The following is a 22,138-nucleotide window of genomic DNA, read 5'->3' as shown; positions in this document are numbered from 1 at the left end:
ACAAGGCCTACACCAGCCGCGGTAACCGCGCCTACTTGCGCAAGCGTGGCATCAAGGCGTGCATTCCGAGCAAGACCGACCAGGACGCCCACCGTGAAGCCAAGGGCAGCCGCGGCGGACGCCCGCCTAAGTTCGACCGAGACCTTTACCGGATGCGACATGCCGTCGAGAACGGCATCGCCCGACTCAAGCGCCACCGCGGCGTGGCCACCCGCTACGACAAGTTGGCCGTCCGGTTCCAGGCCGTCCTGACCATCACCATCATCTGCGAATGGCTCTGACCGGGCTTATGAAACACGCCTTAGCCGAGGTCGGCCGTGGCCGGCGGAGTCAGGGCCACGCGCCGTCATGTTGTCGTTACGTGACGCGCGGGTTCCCGTAACAGAACAGTCGACAATCGACAGTATGCCAGAGCGAGTAGGGTCCATTTCGGAGCTTCGGTCGGCGTACCGTGAGGGCAGCCTGACCCCGGCGGACCAGGCCGAGCGAGTCCTGGACGGGCTCGCCGGGCACGACGAGGGACCGGTCTGGATCAGCACCGTCCCGGCCGATCGTCTGCGGGAGCGCGCCGAGGCGCTGAGCCGCTACGGCGATCCCGCGCTGCCGCTGTACGGGATCCCGTTCGCGGTGAAGGACAACATCGACGTGGCCGGCATGGTCACCACGGCGGGTTGCCCCGACTTCGGGTACGAGGCCGTCGAGGACGCGCCCGTGGTGCGGCGACTCCTCGACGCCGGCGCGCTGCTTGTCGGCAAGACCAACCTCGACCAGTTCGCCACCGGCCTCACCGGTGCCCGCTCGCCGTACGGCAGTTGCCAGAGCGTGTTCGGCGACGGCCTCATCTCCGGGGGTTCCAGCTCCGGCTCAGCGGTCGCCGTAGCTGCGGGCCAGGTCAGCTTCGCCCTGGGTACGGACACCGCCGGCTCTGGTCGGGTGCCGGCGGCGCTCAACGGGATTGTCGGTCTCAAGCCCACCCGGGGTCTGCTCAGTACGGCCGGCGTGGTGCCCGCCTGCCGCTCACTGGACTGCGTGTCGGTCTTCACCCCCGACGTGGCTGGCGCCCTCGACGTGCTGCACGCCGCCCGGGCGGTCACATCGGCCGACCCCTGGGGACGGCCATTCCCGGCCGAGCGGGTGGTTCCCCGCCTGCCGGGGACGCTCCGCCTCGGGGTGCCCCGGGCGGAGGACCTGGAGTTCTTCGGCGACAGCGGCCAGCAGGCCCGGTTCGCGGCGGGGGTGGAACGGCTGCACACCTTCGTCGGGTCCCGTCGGTCGGTGCCGCTCGGTGCCTTCTTCGAGGCGGGCGACCTGCTCTACCGGGGGCCCTGGGTGGCCGAACGGCTCGTCGCCCTGGACGGCTTCCTGCGGTCGCACCCCGAGTCGGTCTTCGAGGTGACCCGTGCCGTCCTGGAGACCGGACGTCGCTACGACGCGATCGACGCCTTCCGCGGTCAGCACCGCCTACGCGAACTGCGCGCCCAGGTCGACCAACTCTGGCAGGACGTCGACGTGCTGGTGGTGCCCACCGTCGGCACCACCTTCACGCTCGACGAGATCGCCGAGGATCCGATCGGGCGTAACGCGATGCTCGGCCGCTACACCCAGTTCGCGAATCTGCTCGACCTGGCCGCGGTGACCGTACCCAACGGGTTCACCAGCTCCGGCCGCCCGGCGAGCCTGACCCTGGTCGGCCCGGCGTTCAGCGACACCACCCTGGCCAGGCTGGCCGCCGCGGTCACCGGGGGCGGGGCGTCGACCCAGATGGTCGAGGCGAGCCCGCCGCCGTCCCAGCGCTCGGCTGAGCTGCTTGTCGCCGTGGTCGGCCGGCACCTGACCGGCGAATCCCGCAACGGCGAGCTGCTCGGGCGCGGTGCGGTCCTCGCCGGTACCGCCCGCACCGCGCCGCTCTACCGGCTGTACCGGATGGACACGCCCGATGGCGAAGGGCTGCCAGGCCTGGTCCGGATCGGCCCGGACGGGGCGAACGGTCACCCGATCGAGGTCGAGCTGTGGCGGCTGCCCAGCGCGGCTCTCGGTGGGTTGCTGGCCGGAGTGCCAGCACCCCTCTCACTCGGTTGGGTCCAGCTGCACGACGGACGTGACGTGCTCGGTTTCCTCTGCGAAGCGTACGCGGCGGGCCCGCCGGCCGAGGACATCAGCGCCAGCGGAGGGTGGCGGGCCTACCGGCGATCCGCCGCCCGGCGTTGACGCGCCAGCATCAGCGATCACGACAGGAGGCGAGAGGATGGGCAGCATCGGGCCGGTAACGGCCAACCCCTACCCGTGGCCCTACGACGGCGTGGCGGACACCGCGCGTACCGCACTGCTCTGCATCGACTGGCAGACCGACTTCTGCGGACCGGGCGGCTACGTCGACGCGATGGGTTACGACATCGGCCTCACCCGGGCCGGCCTGCCGGCCACCGCCCGGCTGCTCGAGCACGCCCGATCGCTCGGGATGCTTGTCGTGCACACCCGGGAGGGACACGACCCGCAGTTGTCCGACCTGCCGGCGAACAAGCTGTGGCGTTCGGCGCGCATCGGTGCCGAGATCGGCGCGCCCGGCCCCGCCGGCCGGATCCTGGTCAGGGGTGAGCCGGGCTGGGAGATCGTGCCGGAAGTGGCCCCGGTGGCCGGCGAAGTGATCATCGACAAGCCCGGCAAGGGTGCCTTCTACGCGACAAACCTCGACCTGGTGCTCCGCAGCAGGGGCATCACCCACCTGATCCTCACCGGCATCACCACCGACGTCTGCGTGCACACCACGATGCGCGAGGCGAACGACCGGGGGTACGAGTGCCTGATCCTCTCCGACTGCACCGGCGCCACCGACAAGGCCAACCACGACGCCGCACTGCACATGGTCACCATGCAGGGCGGCGTCTTCGGCTGCGTCACCACATCCGACGACGTCATCGCCGCCACGGCCGAGTGAGGTGCCCATGGTGACCATTGCGGCGGCGCGGCCCGGCCCGTACGCCTTCGACATCTCGACCACGGCGCTGCTCGTCATCGACATGCAGCGCGACTTTCTGGAGCCCGGCGGGTTCGGTGAGAGCCTGGGCAACGACGTCGGGCAGTTGCGCCGCACCATCGCACCGCTCGCGGCGCTGCTGGCCGCCGCCCGCGCCGTCGGCCTGAGTGTCGTGCACACCCGTGAGGGGCACCTGCCCGACCTGTCCGACTGTCCGCCAGCCAAGCTCAGCCGCGGCGCGCCGAGCAGGCGGATCGGTGATCCCGGACCCAAGGGTCGCATCCTCGTCCGCGGCGAGTACGGCCACGACATCATCGACGAGCTGAGGCCGCTGCCCGACGAGCCGGTCATCGACAAGCCCGGCAAGGGTGCCTTCCACGCCACCGACCTGGACGTCCTGCTCGCCGAGCGGGGTGTCCGCAGCCTCCTGGTCACCGGGGTCACCACCGAGGTCTGCGTGCACACCACCGTCCGGGAAGCCAACGACCGCGGGTACGAGTGCCTCGTGCTCGCCGACTGCGTCGGGTCCTACTTCCCGGAATTCCACCGGGTCGGGCTCGACATGATCGCCGCCCAGGGCGGCATCTTCGGCTGGGTCGCCGACTCGGCGCAGGTACGCGCCGCGCTACCCACCACCCCCGTGTTGCAGCCCTCCTCCTGACCGGGAGCAGTCATGGTCTCGACCAAACCCACAAGCGTCGCGCTGCCGTACTGGGTCCGCGGCGACACCAACGCGTTCTTCGGATTCGGCGTCAACGTCCTGGTCAACGTGCTCACCCTGACCGGGCTCTGCCTCGCCGTGGTGAACCTCCCCGAGGGGGAGGTGTTCGGCACCATCCTGCCGGCACTGGGCATCGCCCTGGTCGCCGGAAACATCTACTACACCTACCTGGCCCGCCGGCTCGCGCGACGGGAGAACCGCACCGACGTGACGGCCCTGCCGTACGGGCCGAGCGTGCCGCACATGTTCATCGTCATCTTCGTCATCATGCTCCCCATCTACCTGCGCACCCAGGACCCCGTGCGGGCCTGGGAGGCCGGGCTGGCGTGGGCCTTCATCATCGGCGTGATCGTGCTGATCGGCGCGTTCGTCGGGCCCTACATCCGCCGGTACGCGCCACGGGCCGCGCTGCTCGGCACCCTCGCGGGAATCTCCATCACGTTCATCTCGATGAACCCCGCCGGGCAGATGTGGCGGATGGCCTGGGTCGCCCTGCCGGTCCTCGCGCTGCTGCTGATCGGGTTGTTGACCGACGTGAAGTTGCCGTTCAACTTCCCGATCGGGCTCGCGGCACTGCTGCTCGGTACCGCGATCGGCTGGGCCGGCGGTGCGATGTCGGTGCCGGACGTCACGGCCGCCACCCGGGACATCGCGATCGCCGTACCCTCGTTCAAGCTGGACCTGCTCTTCACCGGGCTGGCCGACATGGCGCCTCTGCTGGCGACGGCGATCCCGCTCGGTGTCTACAACTTCACCGAGGGAATGACGAACGTGGAGAGCGCGGCCACCGCGGGGGACAACTACAACCTGCGCAGCGTGCTGCTCGCCGATGGCGCGGGTGCGGTGATCGGGGCCGCGCTCGGCTCGCCGTTCCCACCGGCCGTCTATGTCGGTCACCCGGGTTGGAAGGCCGCGGGTGGACGCAGCGGTTACTCGATGGCGACCGGTGTGGTGATCGCTTTGCTCTGCTTCTTCGGCATGTTCGGGCTGCTCGGCGCGATCTTCCCGACGGCGGCGATCGTGCCGATTCTGCTCTACATCGGGTTGCTGATCGGGGCGCAGGCGTTCCAGGCGACCCCCAGGGCGCACGCCGCCGCAGTGGTCGCCGCGCTGATTCCGAACATCGCCGCCTGGGCGACCGGGCAGATCGACAACGCTCTGGCGGCGGCGGGCACCACCGCCGCAGCGGTCGGCGACGATGCGCTCAACGGCGCTGGCGTGATCTACGACGGGCTTCTGGTGCTGGGCCAGGGTGCGATCCTCGCCGGCCTGGTGCTCGGCGCGGTGGTGGTCTTCATCATCGACAAGCGGTTCGTCCGCGCCGCGATCTTCGCCGGCTCCGGTGCACTGCTGTCGTTCATCGGGTTGATCCACGGCGAACGGATCGAGTGGAACGCCAACGGCCAGGTGGCGCTCGGCTACCTGTTCGTCGCGGTGATCTGTGTGGTCTTCGCGCTGGGCCGCCCCACGCCCCGCGATCCCGGCCCGGAGGAGGTCGAGCCGGACGTGGAGCCGGGTCGGGCCGGGCCGGTCACCGATCGGTCAGCGGAGGAGCAGCGGACGTCGGCCCTGAGCGGGTGAGCCGGCCGGCCCGGTCGGGGGCGTCCCGGCTCCCGACCGGCCCGGGAAGTTCCTGACCGAACGGATCGAAGGGACGTACCGCATGGAGATCGACCGGACGGACGTGGCCGCCGAGGTGGCGGCGGCCTTCACCGCCTATGAACAGGCGCTGGCAGCTGGCGACGCCGACCTGATCTGCGGGTACTTCTGGGATTCCGAGCGGACCGTACGGTTCGGCCTCGCCGACCATCAGTACGGGCTGGACGAGCAGCGCAAGTGGCGCGCGGCGCAGCCACCGTTGCCGGCCGGTCGCCGGCTGGTCGACCCGATCATCACCACGTTCGGCCCGGACCTGGCGGTCGTGACAACCCGGTTCGGGTACGACGGCACCGCCACGACCGGGCGGCAGACCCAGACCTGGGTACGCCTGCCCGTCGGCTGGCGGATCGTCACCGCGCACGTCTCCGTCTCGGCCGCGGCCACCGACTGACCGAGTACGCGCCGCCCGGGACAGGATCCGGGCGGCGCGTGCTGCGACGTGGCGCGCGGTACTAGTTACGCCTGCTCCACTGCTGGTTGGCGCCGCCGTGGCAGGCCCAGAGGTGAAGTTGCGTCCCGTTGGCCGTGCCGGATGCGACGGCGTCGAGGCACAGCCCCGACTGGGCGCCGGTGATGGTGCCGTTGGAGTTCAGGTTCCACTGTTGGTTGGCTTGGCCGTTGCAGTCCCAGATGATGACCGCGGTGCCGTTGCTGCTGCCCGCCCCGCTGGCGTCCAGGCACTTGTTGCCGTACACGGTCAGCGTGCGGTTGGCGGTGTAGGTCCAACGCTGGTTGGTGCCACCGTGACAGTCCCACAGTTGCGGACGGGCACCGTTCGTCGTGCTCGAGTTGGGAATGTCGATGCACCGGTTGGCCGGGCTGCTGGCGATCAGCACGTTCTGCTGGCCGGGCGGCGGGGTCGACGGCGGGGGAGTGGTGGGCGGCACGGTGGACCCGAACTGGGCGAAGAAGTTCCAGACCTCCTGCTTGACCCAGCTCCGCGCGCCGCTCTCACAGCCGGCGCAACCGTCCACCGGGCCCTGCTGGTGGCCGCCGTCGAAGGCGGCCCAGAGCACCGGGTATCCAGCCTGGCAGGAGTACGCGATGGTGATGTGGGTCAGGCTGCCAGCCCTCGGCTCGGGTGGGCTCTGTGCGGCGCATCCGTTGTTGCGGACGAACCTGTCGCGCAGCGAGCGTCCGCTGGGGATGTTGTCGTTGATGCCGTGGATCCCCAGGTACGCGACCGGTCCGGTGCCGCCGCTGCAACCGCTGATCGCCCCCGGGGCCGCGATTGCCGCGACCGCACGGAACACCGTCGGTCGGGAACACGCCAACGAGTAGCTCATCGCGCCGCCGTAGCTGAACCCGACCGAGAAGCGTTGTGTGGTGTCGACGCAGAGAGCGTTGTCGATCATGCGGATCATGTCGTCGGTGAAGGTGACGTCTTCACCGTTGGAGTTGCCCCAGCCGTTGTTGAGGCCCTGCGGGGCGACGAAGATGGTGCTGTTGTTCGCCTGCGACTGCATCCCGTAGTAGGCCCACGCCGCACCGTCGCTTCCGCCCGACGCGACCTGACCGGCGGTGCCGCCCAGCCAGTGGAACCCGAAGGCCAGCCGGTGGGCGTAGGTGTTGTTGTAGCTGTCCGGCAGTCGAAGGATGAAACTACGGCTCTTCCCACCGCTCTGGATGGTGTGGGTGCCGCTGTTCAGCCCGGGCGCCTTGCCGCAGCCGGCAGTGGTGGCCGCCGCCGCCGGTGCGACGGTCGTGAGAACGTACATTCCGACGGCGATCAGAACCATGACCGCCAGGGCTGCCCCCACCCAGGGGCCGGAGAGTTTGCGAAGCGGCACTGTTGCGCCTCCTTGCGAGTGGTTGAACATCCGTTGGACCGGTCCCCTCTGCGGGAACCTCGTCGGGCTCAACTCCGGCTCCAGCGTTGGTTGGCCGTGCCGGTGCAGTCGGAGATCTGCACGCGCGTGCCGTTGGCCGTGCCGTTGCCGACCAGGTTCAGGCAGCGTCCCGAACCGACTCCGGTGATCGAGCCGTCGGCGTTGAACCGCCACTTCTGGTTGGACTGACCGTTGCAGTCCCAAATGATCACCGAGCTGCCGTTCGCGGTGCTGGCGCCGTTGACGTCGAGGCACTTGCCGCCAAAGACGCGCAGTTCCTGGGCGGCGGTCGAGGTCCAGCTCTGGTTGCTCTGACCGTGGCAGTCCCAGATGATCGCCGTCGCGCCATTCGTCTGCGCCGCGCCGTTGACGTCCAGGCACCGTCCGGAGGACGTGCTGCGCAGGGCCGACGTGTCGCTCGGCGGCGGGGTGGTCGGTGGCGGGGTGGTGGGCGGCGACGTGGGATCGGTGCCACCGAACTGGGTGAAGAACCTCCACACCTCGCCCTTGGTCCAGGTCCTGGCGCCGCTGTCTCCGCCGCCGTCCACCGGGCCGGGGGTGTGCCCGCCGTCGAAGGCGGCCCAGACCACCGGGTAGCCGGACCGGCAGCCGGAGTAGGTGGTGGTGACGTGGGTCAGACTGCCCGCCCTCGGTTCGGGTGGGCTCTGGGCGGTGCACCCGTTGTTGCGGACGAACGTGTCACGCAGGGACCGTCCGGCGGAGATGTTGAGCACCGAGTCCCCGAGGCCGTGGATCCCCATGTACGCGACCGGCTGGGTGCCGCCGCTGCACCCGCTGAGCTGCCCACCGGAGTAGACCGCGACAGCGCGGAAGACACCCGGCCGGGAACAGGCCAGCGAGTAGCTCATGCCCCCGCCGTAGCTGAAACCGAGCGCGAAGCGCTGGGTGGTCTCGACACACAGATCGGCCTCGATCAGGCTGATCATGTTGTCCACGAAGGTGACGTCCTGGCCGCCGGAGTTGGCCCAGCCGTTCCCGTTGCCCTGGGGTGCGACGAAGATCGTGCTGTTGTTCGCCTGCTGCCGCAGCCCGTAATAGGACCAGGCCGCCCCGTCGGACCCGCCGCCGTCGACGTCGTTCGCGGTGCCGCCGTTCCAGTGGAACCCGAAGATCAACCGGTAGGGGTGGTTCCTGTCGTAGTTGTCGGGGATCCTCAGGATGAAGCTGCGGTTCTGGCCGTTGCTCTGAATGGACCGCTGGCCACTGGTCAACGTGGGCGCCTTGCCGCATCCGGCGGTCGCCGCGGCCGCTCCGATGTCTGCGGCCGACGCGGTGGTGCTCAGACCACCGGCCAGTGCCCCTGCGCTCACGGTCACGACGACGGCCGCCGCCGTCGCGAGCAATCCAAGGATGGGTCTACGTCTTGTCATGAAGGGGCTCCCGCCATTCGGCACGAACTGGTTGGAAGGGGTCCACGGCCGACCGGCTCATCGACGCGGGTTTCCGCCGCTGGTCTCGCCGCCCACGCGGGACCACTCGGTGATCGATTCGACAGCGGTCAGCTCGTGCGCCCAAACATCACGAGACCGTTCGACCGACGGTGCCGGAGCACCTGGCTCGGCGTCGAATCGATTCGTTCCGACGCTAGATCGCGCAGTGAAAGATGTCAATGCCGTGTCCGGCAGGTTGCGGGCCGGTCAGGTCGGTCAGGCGCTCGTGAGATCGGCCGCGCCGAACGAGACCGCGAACCGCTTGCACCAGATGGAGACGCTCCGGAAGTCACCTGGATCCACCGACGCCGGCAGCTCGTACACCTGGTTGCCCTTGTTGCCCTTGAGCTTGGCCAGCTCCACCCATTCGCCGTCGTCGAACACCCGCCAGCCGGCCGTGCCCCGGATGACCGGTTGGTCGGTCAGCCACACCCGCAGATCCGGGCCGTTCGACGTGTCCAGGTCGCGGATGACCAGCTGGTGGCGCCCGTCGGCGAGCCGGTGGATCTCGGCACTGCCGGTCGTCCGGTGCTCATGGGTGACGAACTCGCCGGCGGTCAGGATCTCGTTTGCCGCCGGGGTGGCTGCCGACGCCGCAGGAGTTGGGGTGGCGGCCGACGCCGCCGGGGCCGGGCTCGCGGACGCCGGTGTCGGGGTGGCCGATGTCGTTCCTGCGCCGGGAATCGCTTCGTCGACGTAGGTGTCGGTGAAGAGCTTCCACGGCTGGAACCAGTACAGGGCCAGCATCGACACGACGACAGCGCAGGCGAGACCGGCTCGGACCACCGGCGACCGGAACATCCGTTTTCCCATCACCGCAGCGTACGGCCGCAGCCGCCGTCGAACCGTTCGCGAACCATTGCGGAACTCTTACGACGGTCACCCCTGCGTATCTGCCAGCGCCTGTCCGCACCGACAGGCCCCCTGGTCCTCCGGCAACGTCTGCACCGCGTCGCCGAGCAGGAGGCGCAGACGCTCGATGTTCCGGGCGAAGACCGTGAACACCTCCTGCTGAGTCACGCCCTGACCGACCTCCACGCCCGAGTCGAGGTCGGTCACCAGGGACAGCGCGGTGTAACACAGTGCCAGTTCGCGGGCCAACACCGCTTCCGGGTGACCGGTCATGCCGACGACCGACCAGCCCTGCCGGCCGTACCACAGCGACTCCGCGCGGGTGGAGAACCGGGGCCCCTCGATGACGACCATCGTTCCGCCGTCGACCGGCCGCCAACCAGCGGTTCGGGCGGCGTCGAGGACCGTGGCTCGTCCGACCGGGCAGTAGGGGTCGGCGAAGGGAACGTGAACGACCGGGGAGGGCTTCCCGTCCGCGCGCGGCTGTCCGTCGTGGTAGGTCTGCTCCCGGCCGCTGGTCCGGTCGACCAGTTGGTCCGGTACGACGAGGGTCCCCGGGCCCAGATCCGGTCGCAGGCCGCCCACGGCGCCCGGTGCGAGCACCTGGCGGACGCCGAGTGCGCGCAGCGCCCACAGGTTGGCCCGGTAGTTGATGCGGTGTGGGGGGAGGGTGTGCCGGCGTCCGTGGCGGGGCAGGAACACCACCGGCCGCCCGGCGACACTCCCGACGGACAGCGAGTCGCTCGGCGGCCCGTACGGTGTGTCGACGGTGACCTCGGCGACGTCGTCGAGGAACTCGTAGAACCCGGATCCGCCGATCACGCCGATCGGCGGGCGACCGGTCGTGCTGATGTCTCCTGCTGACATGTGTACCCCTCCTGGACGAACAGTGAAGAACGGCTGGGGCCGACTCAGCGATGCTCGGCTCGTCGGCCCGTACCACGTCTGTCGACGGTGGTGGCGACGACCAGGACGACCACGATCGCGGCCCAGAGCACAGCCAGCCCGACAGCGAGCCCCAGCGGGTAGTCACGGTCCGGGAGGCCCGGGTTCGGCGGCGCCGAGGGTGGTCGCCACAGCAGGGGCACCGCGATCAGCAGCAACGTGGCGCTGGCCAGCAGACCGGCGGTGATCCATGCCAGGCGCAACCGGTTCCTCACCAGTCGGCCCAGCGCCAGTCCGACCAGTCCGACCAGCGGCGCCACCAGGACGTCGTGCAGCACCGGGCCGCCGATCAGCCACGGCAGAGCGGTGCCGAGCTGGGGGAGGAGCAACCAACCGCCGTACGCGGTGGCCGTTGCGCCGACCACGAACAGGAGCAGTCGGACTGTTCTCACCGCAACACCTCCAGCCTTGCCACCCACTTGGTCTGCAGGACGCCCGGCCGGCTCGGCGCGATGAGTCGGCAGGGGTAACCGTGGTCGGGAGACAGTTGCTCGCCGTTGATCCGCAGAGCGAGCAGGGTCAGCGGATCGCGGGCATGGGCCGCAGGCAGTGTGCTGGCCGCGTACAGACCGTCGGCTTCCAGTGAGCTGACCCGAACCGCTCGGCCGGTCGGTGCGCCGGTCCGGCGCAGCAACTCGACGACGGGCACGCCGGTCCAGTGGGCCGACGCGCTCCAGCCCTCGACACAGGCGATCGGCAGTTCCGCCGTCACTTGCGGCAGGGCCGCCAGGTCGGCCAGGGACAGGCTGCCCCGCCCGCCCGGCCAGACGATCTCCAGTCGCCAGTCCGGGGGAACGGCGATGTGCGCGGCAGCCGCCGTACGGTTGATCGGTACGCCCTGCGGCCCGGACGCGGAACGCCACGCCAGCGGCGACACCCGACGTAGCCACGGCACGGTCACGCCGGCGGTGGCCAGCACGGCGATCCCGGCGACGCCCGCCGAGGTACGCAGGAACGCCCGTCGCTCGGACGAGTCCCGGCCGTCAGCCCCCGGTGTCGCAGCCCGCCCCGCTCTGCTGGGCCGCAGTGGGGTGCCCAGCGCCGTCCGGGCGATCGGGAGCTTCACCGCGACGTGCAGCAGCATCGCGCCCGCCACCAGCCAGGCGACCGCGTAGTGCGCCGTCGGGAAGAAGAACCCCCACGGGTACGACTGGGCGACGTTGAACAGGCCCGTGACCAGTTCGAAGAAGGCGGCGCAGACCAGCACCAGGACGGAGATCCGTTCGAGGGCGTGGGCGGTCAACCGGATCGGCTGACGTAGGGGCGGGCGGGCGAACAGCCGGGGGTAGACGCTCCACAGCTTGGCCAGCAGCAACGGGATCGCGGCGACACCGGAGAGCACGTGCACGCCCTGGGTGACCCGGTACAGGTTGACCGGTCGGGTCGGCCAGGTGAACCAGCCTGGCGGGTGCTGGATGTAGTGACTCAGCAGCCCGGTGCCGAAACACAGCCCGAACGCCACCCCGAGCCAGAGACCGAGCCGTGCGGCGACCAGCGGTGAGTGCGAGGGCGCGGTGAAGTCCTCGGGTACGGGGACGCGTGGCCGGCGGATCATGAGCGCGCCAACTCGGCGAACCAGCGTGGACCGAACCGGAAACGGTCGACGACTCGCAGGCCGGCAGCGGCGGCGGTCCGGGCCACCGCCTCCGACCCGACCCGCGCCCAGCGGAACACCGGTCCGCGCGGCTCCCGATCACCGGGCGACCCGGACACGACGTACGCCTGCCCCTGCCACAGCCCGGCCCCCGAGGGTTCCACCTCGACCACCAGTGTTCCGTCGGCCGAGATCAGGGTGCCGCACCGGCGCAGCAAGCGGACCGGGTCGCCACCGATGCCGATGTTGCCGTCGATGAGCAGGGCGTGCGCCCACCTCCCCTCCCCGGGAAGGGGTTCGAAGACGTCGCGTCGCAGGGCGGCCACCCCGCGGCCCTGGGTCAGACGTACCGCCTCGGCGGAGATGTCCACCCCCAGTGCGACGAGGCCGCGCCGAGCGAGCGCCATCGTCACCCGGCCGGGGCCGCAGCCGAGATCGATCGTGGGTCCGGTGCAGCGTGCGGCGACGGACTCGATGGCCGGCTCGGGCGGCCCGTGCCAGCGCCGTACCGGCAACAGGTCACGTCGCCCGTCGGCGTGCACCAGCCAATGGTCGGGTTGGGTAGCAGGCCTCGGGTCGACAGGCGTGCCGTGGGCGTCATGTCCGGCGGACCACCCGCCGAGTCTGCCCAGGACCACGTCGAAACCGTCGAGACTGACAGTCGACCTCACCGGGGGTGCCCGCTCAGCAGATGGCCGCCCACCGACGCGACGGCATCCGCGAACCGGGTGCCGGGTAGGTCGGCCGCGACCGCCATCGCCGCCGACCAGTCGTCGACATCCCGCTGCACGGGCAGGATCGCCGGTCGTACGCCGTGCCCGCGCAACGCGGCGAGGGTACGGCGCCCGGTGTCGTCGGTCGACATGGGTACCTCGCGTAACGCGCTCGCGTACCTCGAATCGCGTAACCCGAGCGCCCACCAGCCGCCGTCCAGCGCCGGCCCGAACACCGCCTCGTGTTCGGCGAGCCGGTCCAGCGCGGCGCTGAGCAGGGCCGGCCCGATCTGCGGGGTGTCCATGCCGATCTGCAGCACCGGCCGGCCGGGAAATGCCGCAGCGGTGTCGGCGTGAGCGTTCGCGAGTCGGTCGGCGAACGTGTCGCCGCGTTGCGGAAGCAGGTGCCAACCCGCCAACGCGGCGGTCAGTTCGGCGCTGTACTCGGCATCGGCGAACCGACCGGTGTGGGCCAACACGGGAATGGTCGAGGCGGTGGCGCGCACCGCCGCGAGGGTGTCCAACAGCGACGCCGCAGCGATCCGGGCCGCCTGGGTGGGATCGGCGGGCGGACAGAGGCGCGTCTTGGCCTGACCGGGGACCGGTGCCTTCGCGACCAGGAGCAGGACGTTCACCGGCCACCACCGGCGCGTAGCACTCCGGCGAAGTCCCGGGTCGCCCGCAGCGTGCCCCGGACCGACCCGGAGACCTTCGACGTGGTGCCGGCGGCGCGGGGCGCGTACGCGACGTCCAGTTCGAGGATCCGCCAGCCCGCCCCGGCCGCGCGCAGCAGCAACTCCAGGGGATAGCCGAACGCGCGGTCGTCGACACCGAGGCCCAGTAGCGCCGCCCGGCGGGCCACCCGGATCGGGCTGATGTCGTACACCGGCACGCCGCGACGCCGCAGCAGGGCGGCAACCACAGCGGTCCCGGCTCGGGCATGCCACGGCCAGGCATCCGCCGACACCGGCCGACGCCGCCCGACGGCGAGATCGGCCCGCCCGTCGTGCACCGCCGAGACGAGCCTGGGCAACTCGGCCGGGTCGAACGAGCCGTCCGCGTCGAGCACGCAGACCAGATCCGCCTCCGCCGCCAGCAGGCCGGCGTGCACTGCCGCTCCGTACCCTCGTCGAGGCTCGTGGACGACCCGGGCCCCGTGCTCGGCCGCGACGACCGGTGAACCGTCGGTGGAGCCGTTGTCGACCACGATGGCGTGGTAGCCGGGCGGTAGCCCGCTCAGTACGGCAGGCAGTGCGGCCGCCTCGTCCAGACACGGCAGCACCACGTCGATCGTTGTGTGCATACCGGCGACGCTAGGCCCGCCACCGGCCGTCGGGACCGTGGATCGTCCTTACGAATCGCTTACACGGCAACGGATCTTACGACTCGCTGACGTATCACCTTTTGGCACTCGAATGCCTGGTGGGAGGCCGTAAGGTCGGCCGTCACCATGACCATGATGACCCGCCCGGGACGAGCCCGGTCCGCCGACCTGATCGTCGTCGGCGTCGAGGTGGCAGTGCTCGCCGCCGCTGTCGCCGTCGGCGCCCTGCTCAACCATCAGGGCGTACGGCTGCACGCCGACGCGGCGCCGCTCTACGCCAGTTGGCAGCCCCATCTGGGCCCCGGTACCCCCGCCGCGTTGCTCGTCGCGGCGCTGTTCGTCTGGCGCGGCGTGCGCTGGGCGACCGACACGTCGTGGCCGCGGCTGCTGGCGGTCGGCTATCTCGCCTCGCTGCTCTGGACGCTATCGCTGGCCCTGGTGGACGGGTGGTCCGCGGGGTTGACCGAGCGGCTCACCGTGCAGGCCGAGTACCTGCACGAGGTGCCCCGGGTGACGGACGTCGGCATGATGCTGTCCGGCTTCGCCGACCGCATTCTCGACTTCCAGCCCGACTCGTGGTCCACCCACGCTGCCGCTCATCCACCGGGGACGTTGCTGTTCTTCGTCTGGCTGGAGCGGATCGGCCTCGGCGGTGGGACCGCTGCCGGGCTCGCCTGCGTGCTGCTCGGTGCCACGGTGTCGGTGTCGGTTCCGGTGACGTTGCGGGCACTCGGTGTCGAGGACGCGGCGCGGGCGGTGTGGCCGTTCCTGGTGCTCCTGCCGGGGGCGGTCTGGGTGGGCGCGTCCGCGGACGGGATCTTCGCCGCGGTGGTCGCGGCCGGGTTGGCGCTGCTGGCGGTGGGTGGTCGACCAGGTGCCGCACTGGGCGGGTTGCTCCTCGGCTTCGCGCTGTACCTGTCGTACGGGTTCGTCCTGGTCGGGTTGCTCGCGTTGACGGTGGTGCTGCTCCGGGCGCGGGACCGCCTCGCAGTGCTCCTGGTCGCGGCGACGGCGGTCGCGGCCGTCGTCGCCGTGTTCACCCTGGCCGGCTTCTGGTGGCTGGACGGCTACCACCTGGTGGCGCGTCGCTATTACCAGGGTTGGGCGGCGGAACGTCCGTACGGTTACTGGGTCTGGGCGAATCTCGCGGCCCTGCTGCTCTCGGCCGGCCCGGTGGTCGGGCCGGCGCTGCGCCGGGCGGTGGCCGCCGTGTCGATCCGGGCACCGCACCCACCGCTCGCCACGACACTCAGGCAGCGGATCGTCAGCGCCGGACCCACTGTGTGGTTGCCCGTCGCGGCGACGGTGGCGGTGCTCGCGGCGGACCTGTCCGGGCTCAGCAAGGCGGAGGTCGAACGGATCTGGCTACCGTTCGCCGTCTGGCTGCTGGTCGCGACCGCGCACCTGCCCCACGGTCACCGACGGTGGTGGTTGGCCGCCCAGGCCGCCACGGCTCTCGCCGTCAACCACCTGCTGTGGACCGTGTCGTGACCGATGCCGGATCCCGCATCACCGCGTTGGTGAAGTCGGCGACGCCAGCGGCGAAGCCGACCCGGGCGGTGAAACCAAGCACCTGGGCGGCACGCGCCGGATCGGCCACGACGTGCCGTACGTCCGCCGCCCGTCCGCCCCCGACCGTGACCGGCGCTGGCCCGCCCATCGCCGACGCCAGCTCGTGGGCCAACTCGCCGACGGTGTGCGGTTCGCCCGAGCAGACGTTGATGGGGGTCAGGGGATCCGGTGCCGGTGTCGTGAGGGCCAGTAGATTGGCCGCGGCCACGTCGGTCACGTGGACGAAGTCCCGCCGCTGCCGGCCGTCCTCCAGCACCCGGGGCGGTCGTCCGGCGGCCAGGGCCGAGCGGAAGATCGACGCGACCCCCGAATACGGGGTGTCGCGGGGCATTCGCGGACCGTAGACGTTGTGATAGCGCAGGGCCCAGACCGATCCGCCGGTCTGCCGGGCCCAGGCACCGGCGAGGTGTTCCTGGGCCAGCTTGGTGGCGGCGTACGTGCTGTGCGGCTCCAGCGGCGCGTCCTCGGGCACGAGACCGGGGGAGAGCGCAAGATCGCAGCGAGGGCAGGTCGGCTCGTACCGGCCCTCGGCCAGGTCGACCACCCGGCGGCCGGCAGGCCGGACGATGCCGTGGGTGGGGCAGTGGTAGCGGCCCTCGCCGTAGACCACCATCGAGCTGGCCAGCACCAGTCGGCGTACCCCGGCGGTGTGCATCGCCGCGAGGAGGGTGGCCGTGCCGAGGTCGTTGTGCGCGGCGTACCGGGGGGCGTCGGCGGGGTCGAGGCCATGGCCGACCATGGCTGCCTGATGGCAGACCGCGTCGACCCCGGTCAGTAGCCGGGTCAGCAGTTCGTTGTCGCGGACGTCGCCGACCACCAGGTCGTGCCGCTCGGTCCAGGGCGGCGCCGTCGCAGCGTGCGCCTCGGGCAGGAGCGCGTCCACGGCCACCACCTCGTGCCCGTCGTCGCTGAGCAGGTCGGTGATGTGTGAGCCGATGAACCCGGCCGCACCGGTGACAAGGATCCGCATTCCGGTCACCGTATGACCCCACGTACGCCTGGGCGGGTTTCCGCGTCCAGCCGTAAGAACCTCGCAAGGTTTGCTGGTCCGGGCGGAGTCCGCCGCGTGGCTAGGCTGGGCCGATGGACATCTGGGGGAGACGTTGACGGGGCGGAACGGGGACGGCCCGTGACACAGCGCGTGCTGGTGGTCGACGACGATCAGACCGTGAGCGACGTCATCCGTCGTTACCTCGAGAACGACGGCTTCCAGGTGAGCCTCGCGGCGGACGGCGCGGCGGCACTGGCGGCCGTGGAGCGGCAGGCGCCAGACCTGGTCGTGCTCGACCTGATGCTGCCGTTGATCAGCGGCCTGGAGGTGTGCCGGGCGCTGCGGGTACGGCCGGACGGCGTACCGATCGTCATGCTCACCGCGCGCGGCGACGAAGCCGACCGGATCCTCGGGCTGCAACTCGGCGCGGACGACTACCTGACGAAGCCCTTCTCACCCCGGGAACTGGTGCTGCGGGTCCGTTCGGTGCTTCGCCGCGCCGGCGGTGGGGTCCCGCCAGAGCGGCCGGAGGCGCTCACCGACGGCAACCTGGTGGTGCACACGGCCTCCCGAACCGCAGGCCTCGCCGGTGCGGATCTGGCCCTGACGTTGCGCGAGTTCGACCTGCTCGTGCACCTCATGCGGCATCCTTCCCGGGTCTTCGGCCGGGCCGAACTTCTCGAGCAGGTCTGGGGCTGGAACTTCGGGGACCACTCCACAGTGACAGTGCACGTACGCCGGCTGCGGGAGAAGATCGAGGCCAACCCCGCCGATCCGCAGCGGATCGTGACCGTCTGGGGCGTCGGCTACCGGTACGAGCCAGCCAGTGCGTGACATAGTCCTGATCTTCGCGATCGCCCTCGGCGCGGCACTCGGCATCGGGCTCGCCGGAGCGGTGCTGCTCCGCGCCCTGCGACGCAGCTCGATGACCGTGCACCTCAACGTGCTGCTCACCACCACTGTGGTCGCCGTCGCCGTCGGGGTGATGGCGGTCGCGGAAGCGATGTTCCTGTCCGCGCACGACCTTGAGGTGGTCCTGATCACCGTCGCGGCGGCAGCGGTGGTCAGTCTCGCCGTTGGCGGGCACTTCGGCCGGCGACTGGCCCGCGCCGCGGTCTGGCGCGAGCAGGCCCGGGAGCGGGAACGGCAACTGGAGAAGGGCCGGCGCGACCTGGTCGCCTGGGTCTCCCACGACCTGCGGACCCCGCTCGCCGGGCTGAGGGCCATGGCGGAGGCGCTGGAGGACCGGGTGGTTCGTGATCCGGACACGGTCGACGAGTACCACCGACGCATCCGACTGGAAACCGACCGGATGACGCGACTCGTCGACGACCTGTTCGAGCTGTCCCGGATCAACGCGGGAGCGTTGCGGTTGTCGTTGACGGCGGTGCCGCTCGGAGAGGTGGTCTCGGACGCGCTGGCCAGCACCACCCCGTTGGCCGACGCTCGCCGGATCAAGCTGATCGCCAGCGAGTCGGGGTGGCCCACGGTTGCCGCGAGCGAGCCGGAGTTGGCCCGGGTCGTGGCCAACCTGCTGCTCAACGCGGTCCGCTACACCCCGGAGGACGGCACCGTACGCATCGAAGCCGGCCGGGAGGACGACCATGCCTGGCTGTCGGTCGCCGACACCTGTGGCGGCATCCCGCCGGCCGACCTTCCCCGCCTGTTCGACATCGCGTTCCGTGGTGAACCGGCCCGCACGCCCGGCCCCGGCGACGGTGGGGCGTCCGGAGGGCTCGGCCTGGCCATCGTCCATGGCCTGGTGGAGGCGCACGGCGGTCGGGTCGAGGTGCGCAACACCCCGGACGGCTGCCAGTTCACGGTCCGCCTGGCGACCGCCTGAGACAACGTTCCGCTCTCCGGTGGCGCACCGCCGCCAGCGCGGTCTCGGTCAGCACGAGCACGTCGGGCGGCACCGCCTCGCGGGACTACACGATTTGCCGGATCTGACTACGCTTTCCATTGTCTCGAGGCGATCGATGGAGGGCGCATGTCGGTGAATGAGCCGGCGAGCGGGGAGTTCGCTCGCATGCTGGACGCGACGGTTGGCGCGTTGCGCGCCGCCGGCACTGCGCCGGAGGACGAGGAGGCCGCGCGCCTGCGTCGGGTCGGTGAGTCCGCCGAGGGGCAGGTCCGCGCCGAGTTCGGCGCTGATGGCCGGTTGGAGTCACTGACGCTGGACCCACGGATGATGCGGCTCGGCTCGGCCGAGGTCTGCGACCACGTGATCGAGGCCGTGAACGCGGCGATCGACTCGATGCGCGGCGGTGGCCCGGCGGTGGCCTCCGGCGACCTCTCGCAGCTCACCGAGCAGCTGGAGCAGGTTCGTGACACTGCCGTGCCGCGGCTCGGTGCGTTCCTCCAGGCGCTCACCGACGCGCAGGAGCGGATGGCCCGAGGAGGCACCCGGTGAACGGCTTCGAGGTCGATCCGGCGCTGCTGCGGTCCGGCGGCGACGAGGTCATCGGCGCCGCCGAACGCTTCATCGGCCAGCTGGAGAGCTTCGAGGCGCAGATGCAGGGGTACGGCGAGCCGTGGGGTGCCGACGACATCGGCTCGCTCATCGGCATCGCGTACACGGAGGCGTCCACCTGGGTCCTGGACTGCATCGGCGTCGCCGCCGAGGAGATCGGCTCGGCCGGTAGCGACCTGACCAAGATGGCCGACAACTACGAGTCGGTCGAGGAAGCCTCCGCGGGCGCGCTGCGGGACATCCAGGGAATGCTGGGGTGACGGCATGGGGCTCCAACTGCCCGGCGAGCTGATCACGGCTCTCAGCTGGATCGGCTACACCTGGCCCGAGGCCGACGAGGAAAAGCTGTTCGAGATGGGCCAGGCCTGGTTGGATTTCTCCGGCACGGTCGCCGAGGCCTCCGGGCAGGCCGGAACGGCCGCGGCGGCGATCTGGTCGCAGCACCAGGGCGAGTCGATGCAGGCGTTCCAGAAGTGGTGGGCCAACCCGGAGAGCGGTCCCGGAACCCTCTCGGACTACTCCCAGGCCGCGATGCTGATCGGCACCGGCCTGATCATCGCCGCCGCGATCGTGCTCGCGCTGAAGATCCAGGTGATCGTACAGCTGGCGATCCTCGCCTTCGCCGTGGCGCAGGCGATCGCCACCGCCGTCGTCACGTTCGGCGCATCGCTGGCCGAGGTCCCGATCTTCCAGATGATCACGCGGGAGATCGTCGGCCTGCTGATCGACCAGGTGATTCAGGAGCTCCTCGATGCCTAGCAGAGCGCCGAAGAGCTCGAAGAAACGCGGCGGCGCGGCCAAGCCGAGGGTCGGCAAGGGCGTCCGGGCGGCGGTGAAGAAAGCCGCCGCCAAGCCGGTGGTGCGCAACAACGACCTGCCCGAGGTCACGATCAAGGTGCAGCGCAAGTCGTTCCACGCGCGCGGCCAGTTCGACCGCAAGATGAACGCGCTGAAGAAGCTCAGCGACGAGGGCAAGCTGTTCAAGCAGGCCAACCCGGTCGCCCGGGACGAGTCGATCACGAAGGACTACAAGAAGCGCATCCGCCAGAAGATCTTTGACAAGTACTGGCCCCACGACAAGAAGATGGCGAACGCCCTCGCCGCCCGACTCCGCAAGCAACAGCCGGACCATGTGTGGGAGCTGCAACTGGGCGGCGCCGACGACGTTAGTAATCTGAAGCTTCTGCACGGCAGAACAAACTGGGATGTCGGCGGGCAAATCTGGCGTCAGATCATGAAGCTGCCCGACGGCACACCGATCCGAATAGAGGTGGTGGATTGAATCCCGAGCTGCGGGAGCTCATCGAGGAGCTGCGTACCGACCTGGAGGCGGACCAGCCGGCGACGCTGGTGTGGGCGCAGATCAACGAGGGCGCTCCGGCCGACCAGATTCCCGCCGAGCTGCCGCAACCGGTCCGGGAGCTGCTGGAGACCGCCAACGGCATCCTGGCCGGCGCGTTCGACCTGCCCGCGGTCGCGGATCTCGACGACATCCAGTACTACATCGAGCAGATGCCCGAGTTCACCGGCGTCGCCGACGAACCGGCCGAGTGGCTGGTCATCGGCACCCGGAACGACGAGCCGTTGCTGATCCGACGCGACACCGGCGCGGTCTGGTACTTCCCGGCGGAGACCACCGACGAGTGGTTCATGCGTGAGATGTTCCTCGACGTCGCGCCGGACCTCGACTCGTTCCTCGCCTACTACGTCTTCGGCGCCGGGTACGGCGAGATCGGCTCCGACGACGACGAGTGGTGGGGCTTCCTCGACGAGCACGGTCTCACCACCCCCGGTGACGATGACGAGGAGGCGGACGATTGACCGCGACACATGAGGAGCTCGCGGCGCTCTGGGGCGTCGATGGGATGATCTACTTCCCGGTCGATCGGTTCGACGACGTCCTCGGCCCGCTGACGCCAGAGGTCTTCCCGCCGTTCGGGGCCATCCCGGTCGACGTGCCGATCCTGTTCACCGTCGACGTCGACGTGTCCGGCCTGGAGTTGTTCTCCAAGCTGAAGATCGAGATCGGCGAGGCCAGCCCGCGCATCCACATCGTCCTCGGCAGCTCACCCGAGGACCCCCAGCTGCTCTTCTGCCTCGACGCGCTGACCGGCGCCGTCGTGCTGCTGGACCTGGAGACCCCCAACTTCGAGGCGGTCAACGCGACCTTCGCGGCCTTCGTCGAGTTCCTCTACCGGCTCGGAGGGCTCATCGCCACGGACCCGGGCGGTCGGGCCCGCGCGGCCCGCGCCGCCGCGATCCGCGAGGAACTGATGGGTGTGGACTCGTCCGCGTTCGCCGATCCCAAGTCGTGGTGGAGCCTGGCCTTCGATCAGCTGGAATCCACCAGCGGCTAGCCTCCTCGCCGCCGCCGGCACGCGGGTCGTCCAACCGTGACGCTGGAGGTTCACCCTGCTCGCGGCACCGGCATGGACGCGGCCGGGTGCTCCGGCGGTGGTCCCTCTCGATGCCGTGCCTCGGCGAGGACAGCGTAGGTGCAGCCGTCGACCCAGCCCAGTTCGGCGTGCCAGGAATCACCGACGCCGTACTGTTCACGATGCATGCCGACCTTCTCGAGGATTCGCACCGAGGCGAGGTTGTCCGCGAAGCAACCGGCGGTGATTCTCCGAATGCCCAACCGGTCGAATGCGTACGCCACCACCGCGGTCACGGCCTCGGTCGCGTACCCATTCCCGCCGTAGGCTGGATCGAAGACGTAGCCCAGGTGGGCCTCGGTCCGTTGGGGCATCCCGGGTTGACCCATGCCGTCGACGACGTCGAGCGAGACGGTGCCGATCACCACGCCGTCGAGGGTGGCCGCCATGCTGTGGTCGTCGGGGTCCGCGGCCGCGCGTCGCCATGCCGCGCGGAAGGACGCAGGGTCGACCTGCGTACGGAGTAGCCAGCGCGTGACCTGCGGCAGGTTGCGGTACTCCAGGATCCGGTCGATGTCCTCGTCCCGCACCGGGCGAAGCTCGAGGCGTTCAGTACGGATTGTGGTGTTCGCCATGAGGCGGGACGCTAGTGGACGCAGCCCGGC

At 70.4% G+C, this 22,138-nt stretch carries 26 protein-coding genes; 15 read left to right on the top strand and 11 right to left on the bottom strand.

Features of this window, described 5'->3' with window-relative positions:
* The 6 genes from ACIBEF_RS07085 to ACIBEF_RS07060 form a co-directional block, all read left to right on the top strand.
* Positions 1-281 (top strand): transposase (locus tag ACIBEF_RS07085; RefSeq protein ID WP_396791927.1); only part of this gene is annotated, 281 nt, incomplete at its 5' end.
* Between the two features lie 124 nt (positions 282-405).
* Complete coding sequence (gene atzF / locus ACIBEF_RS07080) at positions 406-2,208, top strand: allophanate hydrolase (protein WP_396791925.1); 1,803 nt, start codon at positions 406-408, stop codon at positions 2,206-2,208.
* A gap of 37 nt (positions 2,209-2,245) precedes the next feature.
* Positions 2,246-2,935: an isochorismatase family cysteine hydrolase gene (locus ACIBEF_RS07075; RefSeq protein WP_357197275.1), complete on the top strand. Its 690-nt coding sequence runs from the start codon at positions 2,246-2,248 to the stop codon at positions 2,933-2,935.
* Positions 2,936-2,942: 7 nt separating this feature from the next.
* Positions 2,943-3,635 carry a cysteine hydrolase family protein gene (locus tag ACIBEF_RS07070; RefSeq protein WP_396791923.1) on the top strand — a complete coding sequence of 231 codons (693 nt, stop codon included), beginning with the start codon at positions 2,943-2,945 and terminating at the stop codon, positions 3,633-3,635.
* A gap of 12 nt (positions 3,636-3,647) precedes the next feature.
* Positions 3,648-5,276, top strand: a complete 1,629-nt coding sequence (locus ACIBEF_RS07065) for a regulator (protein WP_396791921.1) — start codon at positions 3,648-3,650, stop codon at positions 5,274-5,276.
* Positions 5,277-5,358: 82 nt separating this feature from the next.
* Positions 5,359-5,745, top strand: a complete 387-nt coding sequence (locus tag ACIBEF_RS07060) for an AtzH-like domain-containing protein (protein ID WP_387350299.1) — start codon at positions 5,359-5,361, stop codon at positions 5,743-5,745.
* Positions 5,746-5,806: 61 nt separating this feature from the next.
* Here ACIBEF_RS07060 and ACIBEF_RS07055 read toward each other — a convergent pair whose 3' ends face one another.
* The 9 genes from ACIBEF_RS07055 to ACIBEF_RS07015 all read right to left on the bottom strand — a co-directional run bounded on the left by ACIBEF_RS07055 (position 5,807) and on the right by ACIBEF_RS07015 (position 14,041).
* On the bottom strand, positions 5,807-7,144 hold the full coding sequence (locus ACIBEF_RS07055; RefSeq protein ID WP_396791919.1) for a ricin-type beta-trefoil lectin domain protein: 1,338 nt from the start codon (positions 7,142-7,144) through the stop codon (positions 5,807-5,809).
* 68 nt (positions 7,145-7,212) lie between these two features.
* Positions 7,213-8,574, bottom strand: coding sequence for a ricin-type beta-trefoil lectin domain protein (locus ACIBEF_RS07050; protein WP_396791917.1), 1,362 nt, complete (start codon positions 8,572-8,574; stop codon positions 7,213-7,215).
* 276 nt (positions 8,575-8,850) lie between these two features.
* A complete protein-coding gene (locus ACIBEF_RS07045; RefSeq protein WP_396791915.1) occupies positions 8,851-9,447 on the bottom strand; it encodes a DM13 domain-containing protein in 597 nt (198 codons plus the stop codon).
* Between the two features lie 66 nt (positions 9,448-9,513).
* Entirely contained in the window at positions 9,514-10,353 is an 840-nt protein-coding gene (locus tag ACIBEF_RS07040; RefSeq protein ID WP_396791913.1) for an S-methyl-5'-thioadenosine phosphorylase, read from the bottom strand.
* Between the two features lie 44 nt (positions 10,354-10,397).
* The gene (locus ACIBEF_RS07035) at positions 10,398-10,823 is read right to left on the bottom strand and encodes a hypothetical protein (protein ID WP_396791911.1); all 426 of its coding nucleotides are present in this window, start codon (positions 10,821-10,823) and stop codon (positions 10,398-10,400) included.
* A complete protein-coding gene (locus tag ACIBEF_RS07030; RefSeq protein WP_396791910.1) occupies positions 10,820-11,986 on the bottom strand; it encodes a molybdopterin-dependent oxidoreductase in 1,167 nt (388 codons plus the stop codon). The genes ACIBEF_RS07035 and ACIBEF_RS07030 overlap by 4 nt, the downstream gene beginning before the upstream one ends.
* On the bottom strand, positions 11,983-12,567 hold the full coding sequence (locus ACIBEF_RS07025; RefSeq protein ID WP_396791908.1) for a methyltransferase domain-containing protein: 585 nt from the start codon (positions 12,565-12,567) through the stop codon (positions 11,983-11,985). The genes ACIBEF_RS07030 and ACIBEF_RS07025 overlap by 4 nt, the downstream gene beginning before the upstream one ends.
* 125 nt (positions 12,568-12,692) lie before the next feature.
* Positions 12,693-13,373: a DUF2064 domain-containing protein gene (locus ACIBEF_RS07020; protein WP_396791907.1), complete on the bottom strand. Its 681-nt coding sequence runs from the start codon at positions 13,371-13,373 to the stop codon at positions 12,693-12,695.
* On the bottom strand, positions 13,370-14,041 hold the full coding sequence (locus ACIBEF_RS07015) for a glycosyltransferase family 2 protein (RefSeq protein WP_396791906.1): 672 nt from the start codon (positions 14,039-14,041) through the stop codon (positions 13,370-13,372). Before ACIBEF_RS07015 ends, ACIBEF_RS07020 begins: the two co-directional genes overlap by 4 nt.
* A 147-nt stretch (positions 14,042-14,188) precedes the next feature.
* On the opposite strand from ACIBEF_RS07015, the gene ACIBEF_RS07010 reads away from it, so the two are divergent.
* Positions 14,189-15,553 (top strand): hypothetical protein, encoded by a 1,365-nt coding sequence (locus ACIBEF_RS07010; RefSeq protein ID WP_396791904.1) that lies wholly within the window; start codon positions 14,189-14,191, stop codon positions 15,551-15,553.
* Here the strand turns inward: ACIBEF_RS07010 and ACIBEF_RS07005 are convergent.
* Complete coding sequence (locus ACIBEF_RS07005) at positions 15,525-16,604, bottom strand: NAD-dependent epimerase/dehydratase family protein (RefSeq protein ID WP_396791902.1); 1,080 nt, start codon at positions 16,602-16,604, stop codon at positions 15,525-15,527. The two genes, ACIBEF_RS07010 and ACIBEF_RS07005, sit on opposite strands and share 29 nt — an antisense overlap.
* Positions 16,605-16,763: 159 nt before the next feature.
* Here ACIBEF_RS07005 and ACIBEF_RS07000 point away from each other — a divergent pair, with 159 nt between their 5' ends.
* The 8 genes from ACIBEF_RS07000 (at position 16,764) to ACIBEF_RS06965 (ending at position 21,455) form a co-directional block, all read left to right on the top strand.
* Positions 16,764-17,459, top strand: a complete 696-nt coding sequence (locus ACIBEF_RS07000; protein WP_396791900.1) for a response regulator transcription factor — start codon at positions 16,764-16,766, stop codon at positions 17,457-17,459.
* A complete protein-coding gene (locus ACIBEF_RS06995; protein WP_396791898.1) occupies positions 17,452-18,468 on the top strand; it encodes a sensor histidine kinase in 1,017 nt (338 codons plus the stop codon). The genes ACIBEF_RS07000 and ACIBEF_RS06995 overlap by 8 nt, the downstream gene beginning before the upstream one ends.
* Positions 18,469-18,615: 147 nt before the next feature.
* Positions 18,616-19,038: a YbaB/EbfC family nucleoid-associated protein gene (locus ACIBEF_RS06990; protein ID WP_396791895.1), complete on the top strand. Its 423-nt coding sequence runs from the start codon at positions 18,616-18,618 to the stop codon at positions 19,036-19,038.
* A complete protein-coding gene (locus ACIBEF_RS06985; RefSeq protein ID WP_355006355.1) occupies positions 19,035-19,358 on the top strand; it encodes a hypothetical protein in 324 nt (107 codons plus the stop codon). The genes ACIBEF_RS06990 and ACIBEF_RS06985 overlap by 4 nt, the downstream gene beginning before the upstream one ends.
* Before the next feature lie 4 nt (positions 19,359-19,362).
* Complete coding sequence (locus tag ACIBEF_RS06980; protein ID WP_355006354.1) at positions 19,363-19,857, top strand: hypothetical protein; 495 nt, start codon at positions 19,363-19,365, stop codon at positions 19,855-19,857.
* Positions 19,850-20,380 carry an endonuclease gene (locus ACIBEF_RS06975; protein WP_396791892.1) on the top strand — a complete coding sequence of 177 codons (531 nt, stop codon included), beginning with the start codon at positions 19,850-19,852 and terminating at the stop codon, positions 20,378-20,380. The genes ACIBEF_RS06980 and ACIBEF_RS06975 overlap by 8 nt, the downstream gene beginning before the upstream one ends.
* The gene (locus ACIBEF_RS06970) at positions 20,377-20,919 is read left to right on the top strand and encodes a hypothetical protein (protein ID WP_396791890.1); all 543 of its coding nucleotides are present in this window, start codon (positions 20,377-20,379) and stop codon (positions 20,917-20,919) included. The genes ACIBEF_RS06975 and ACIBEF_RS06970 overlap by 4 nt, the downstream gene beginning before the upstream one ends.
* The gene (locus tag ACIBEF_RS06965; protein WP_396791888.1) at positions 20,916-21,455 is read left to right on the top strand and encodes an SUKH-4 family immunity protein; all 540 of its coding nucleotides are present in this window, start codon (positions 20,916-20,918) and stop codon (positions 21,453-21,455) included. Before ACIBEF_RS06970 ends, ACIBEF_RS06965 begins: the two co-directional genes overlap by 4 nt.
* Positions 21,456-21,505: 50 nt before the next feature.
* On the opposite strand, the gene ACIBEF_RS06960 is transcribed toward ACIBEF_RS06965, so the two are convergent.
* Positions 21,506-22,108 (bottom strand): GNAT family N-acetyltransferase, encoded by a 603-nt coding sequence (locus ACIBEF_RS06960; RefSeq protein WP_396791886.1) that lies wholly within the window; start codon positions 22,106-22,108, stop codon positions 21,506-21,508.
* Positions 22,109-22,138: the final 30 nt, after the last annotated feature.

Origin of the sequence: Micromonospora sp. NPDC050795, from assembly GCF_044456785.1 — a bacterium.
In the GTDB taxonomy this organism is placed as follows: Bacteria; Actinomycetota; Actinomycetes; order Mycobacteriales; family Micromonosporaceae; genus Micromonospora.
This window is presented reverse-complemented; position numbering and strand designations above follow the sequence as displayed.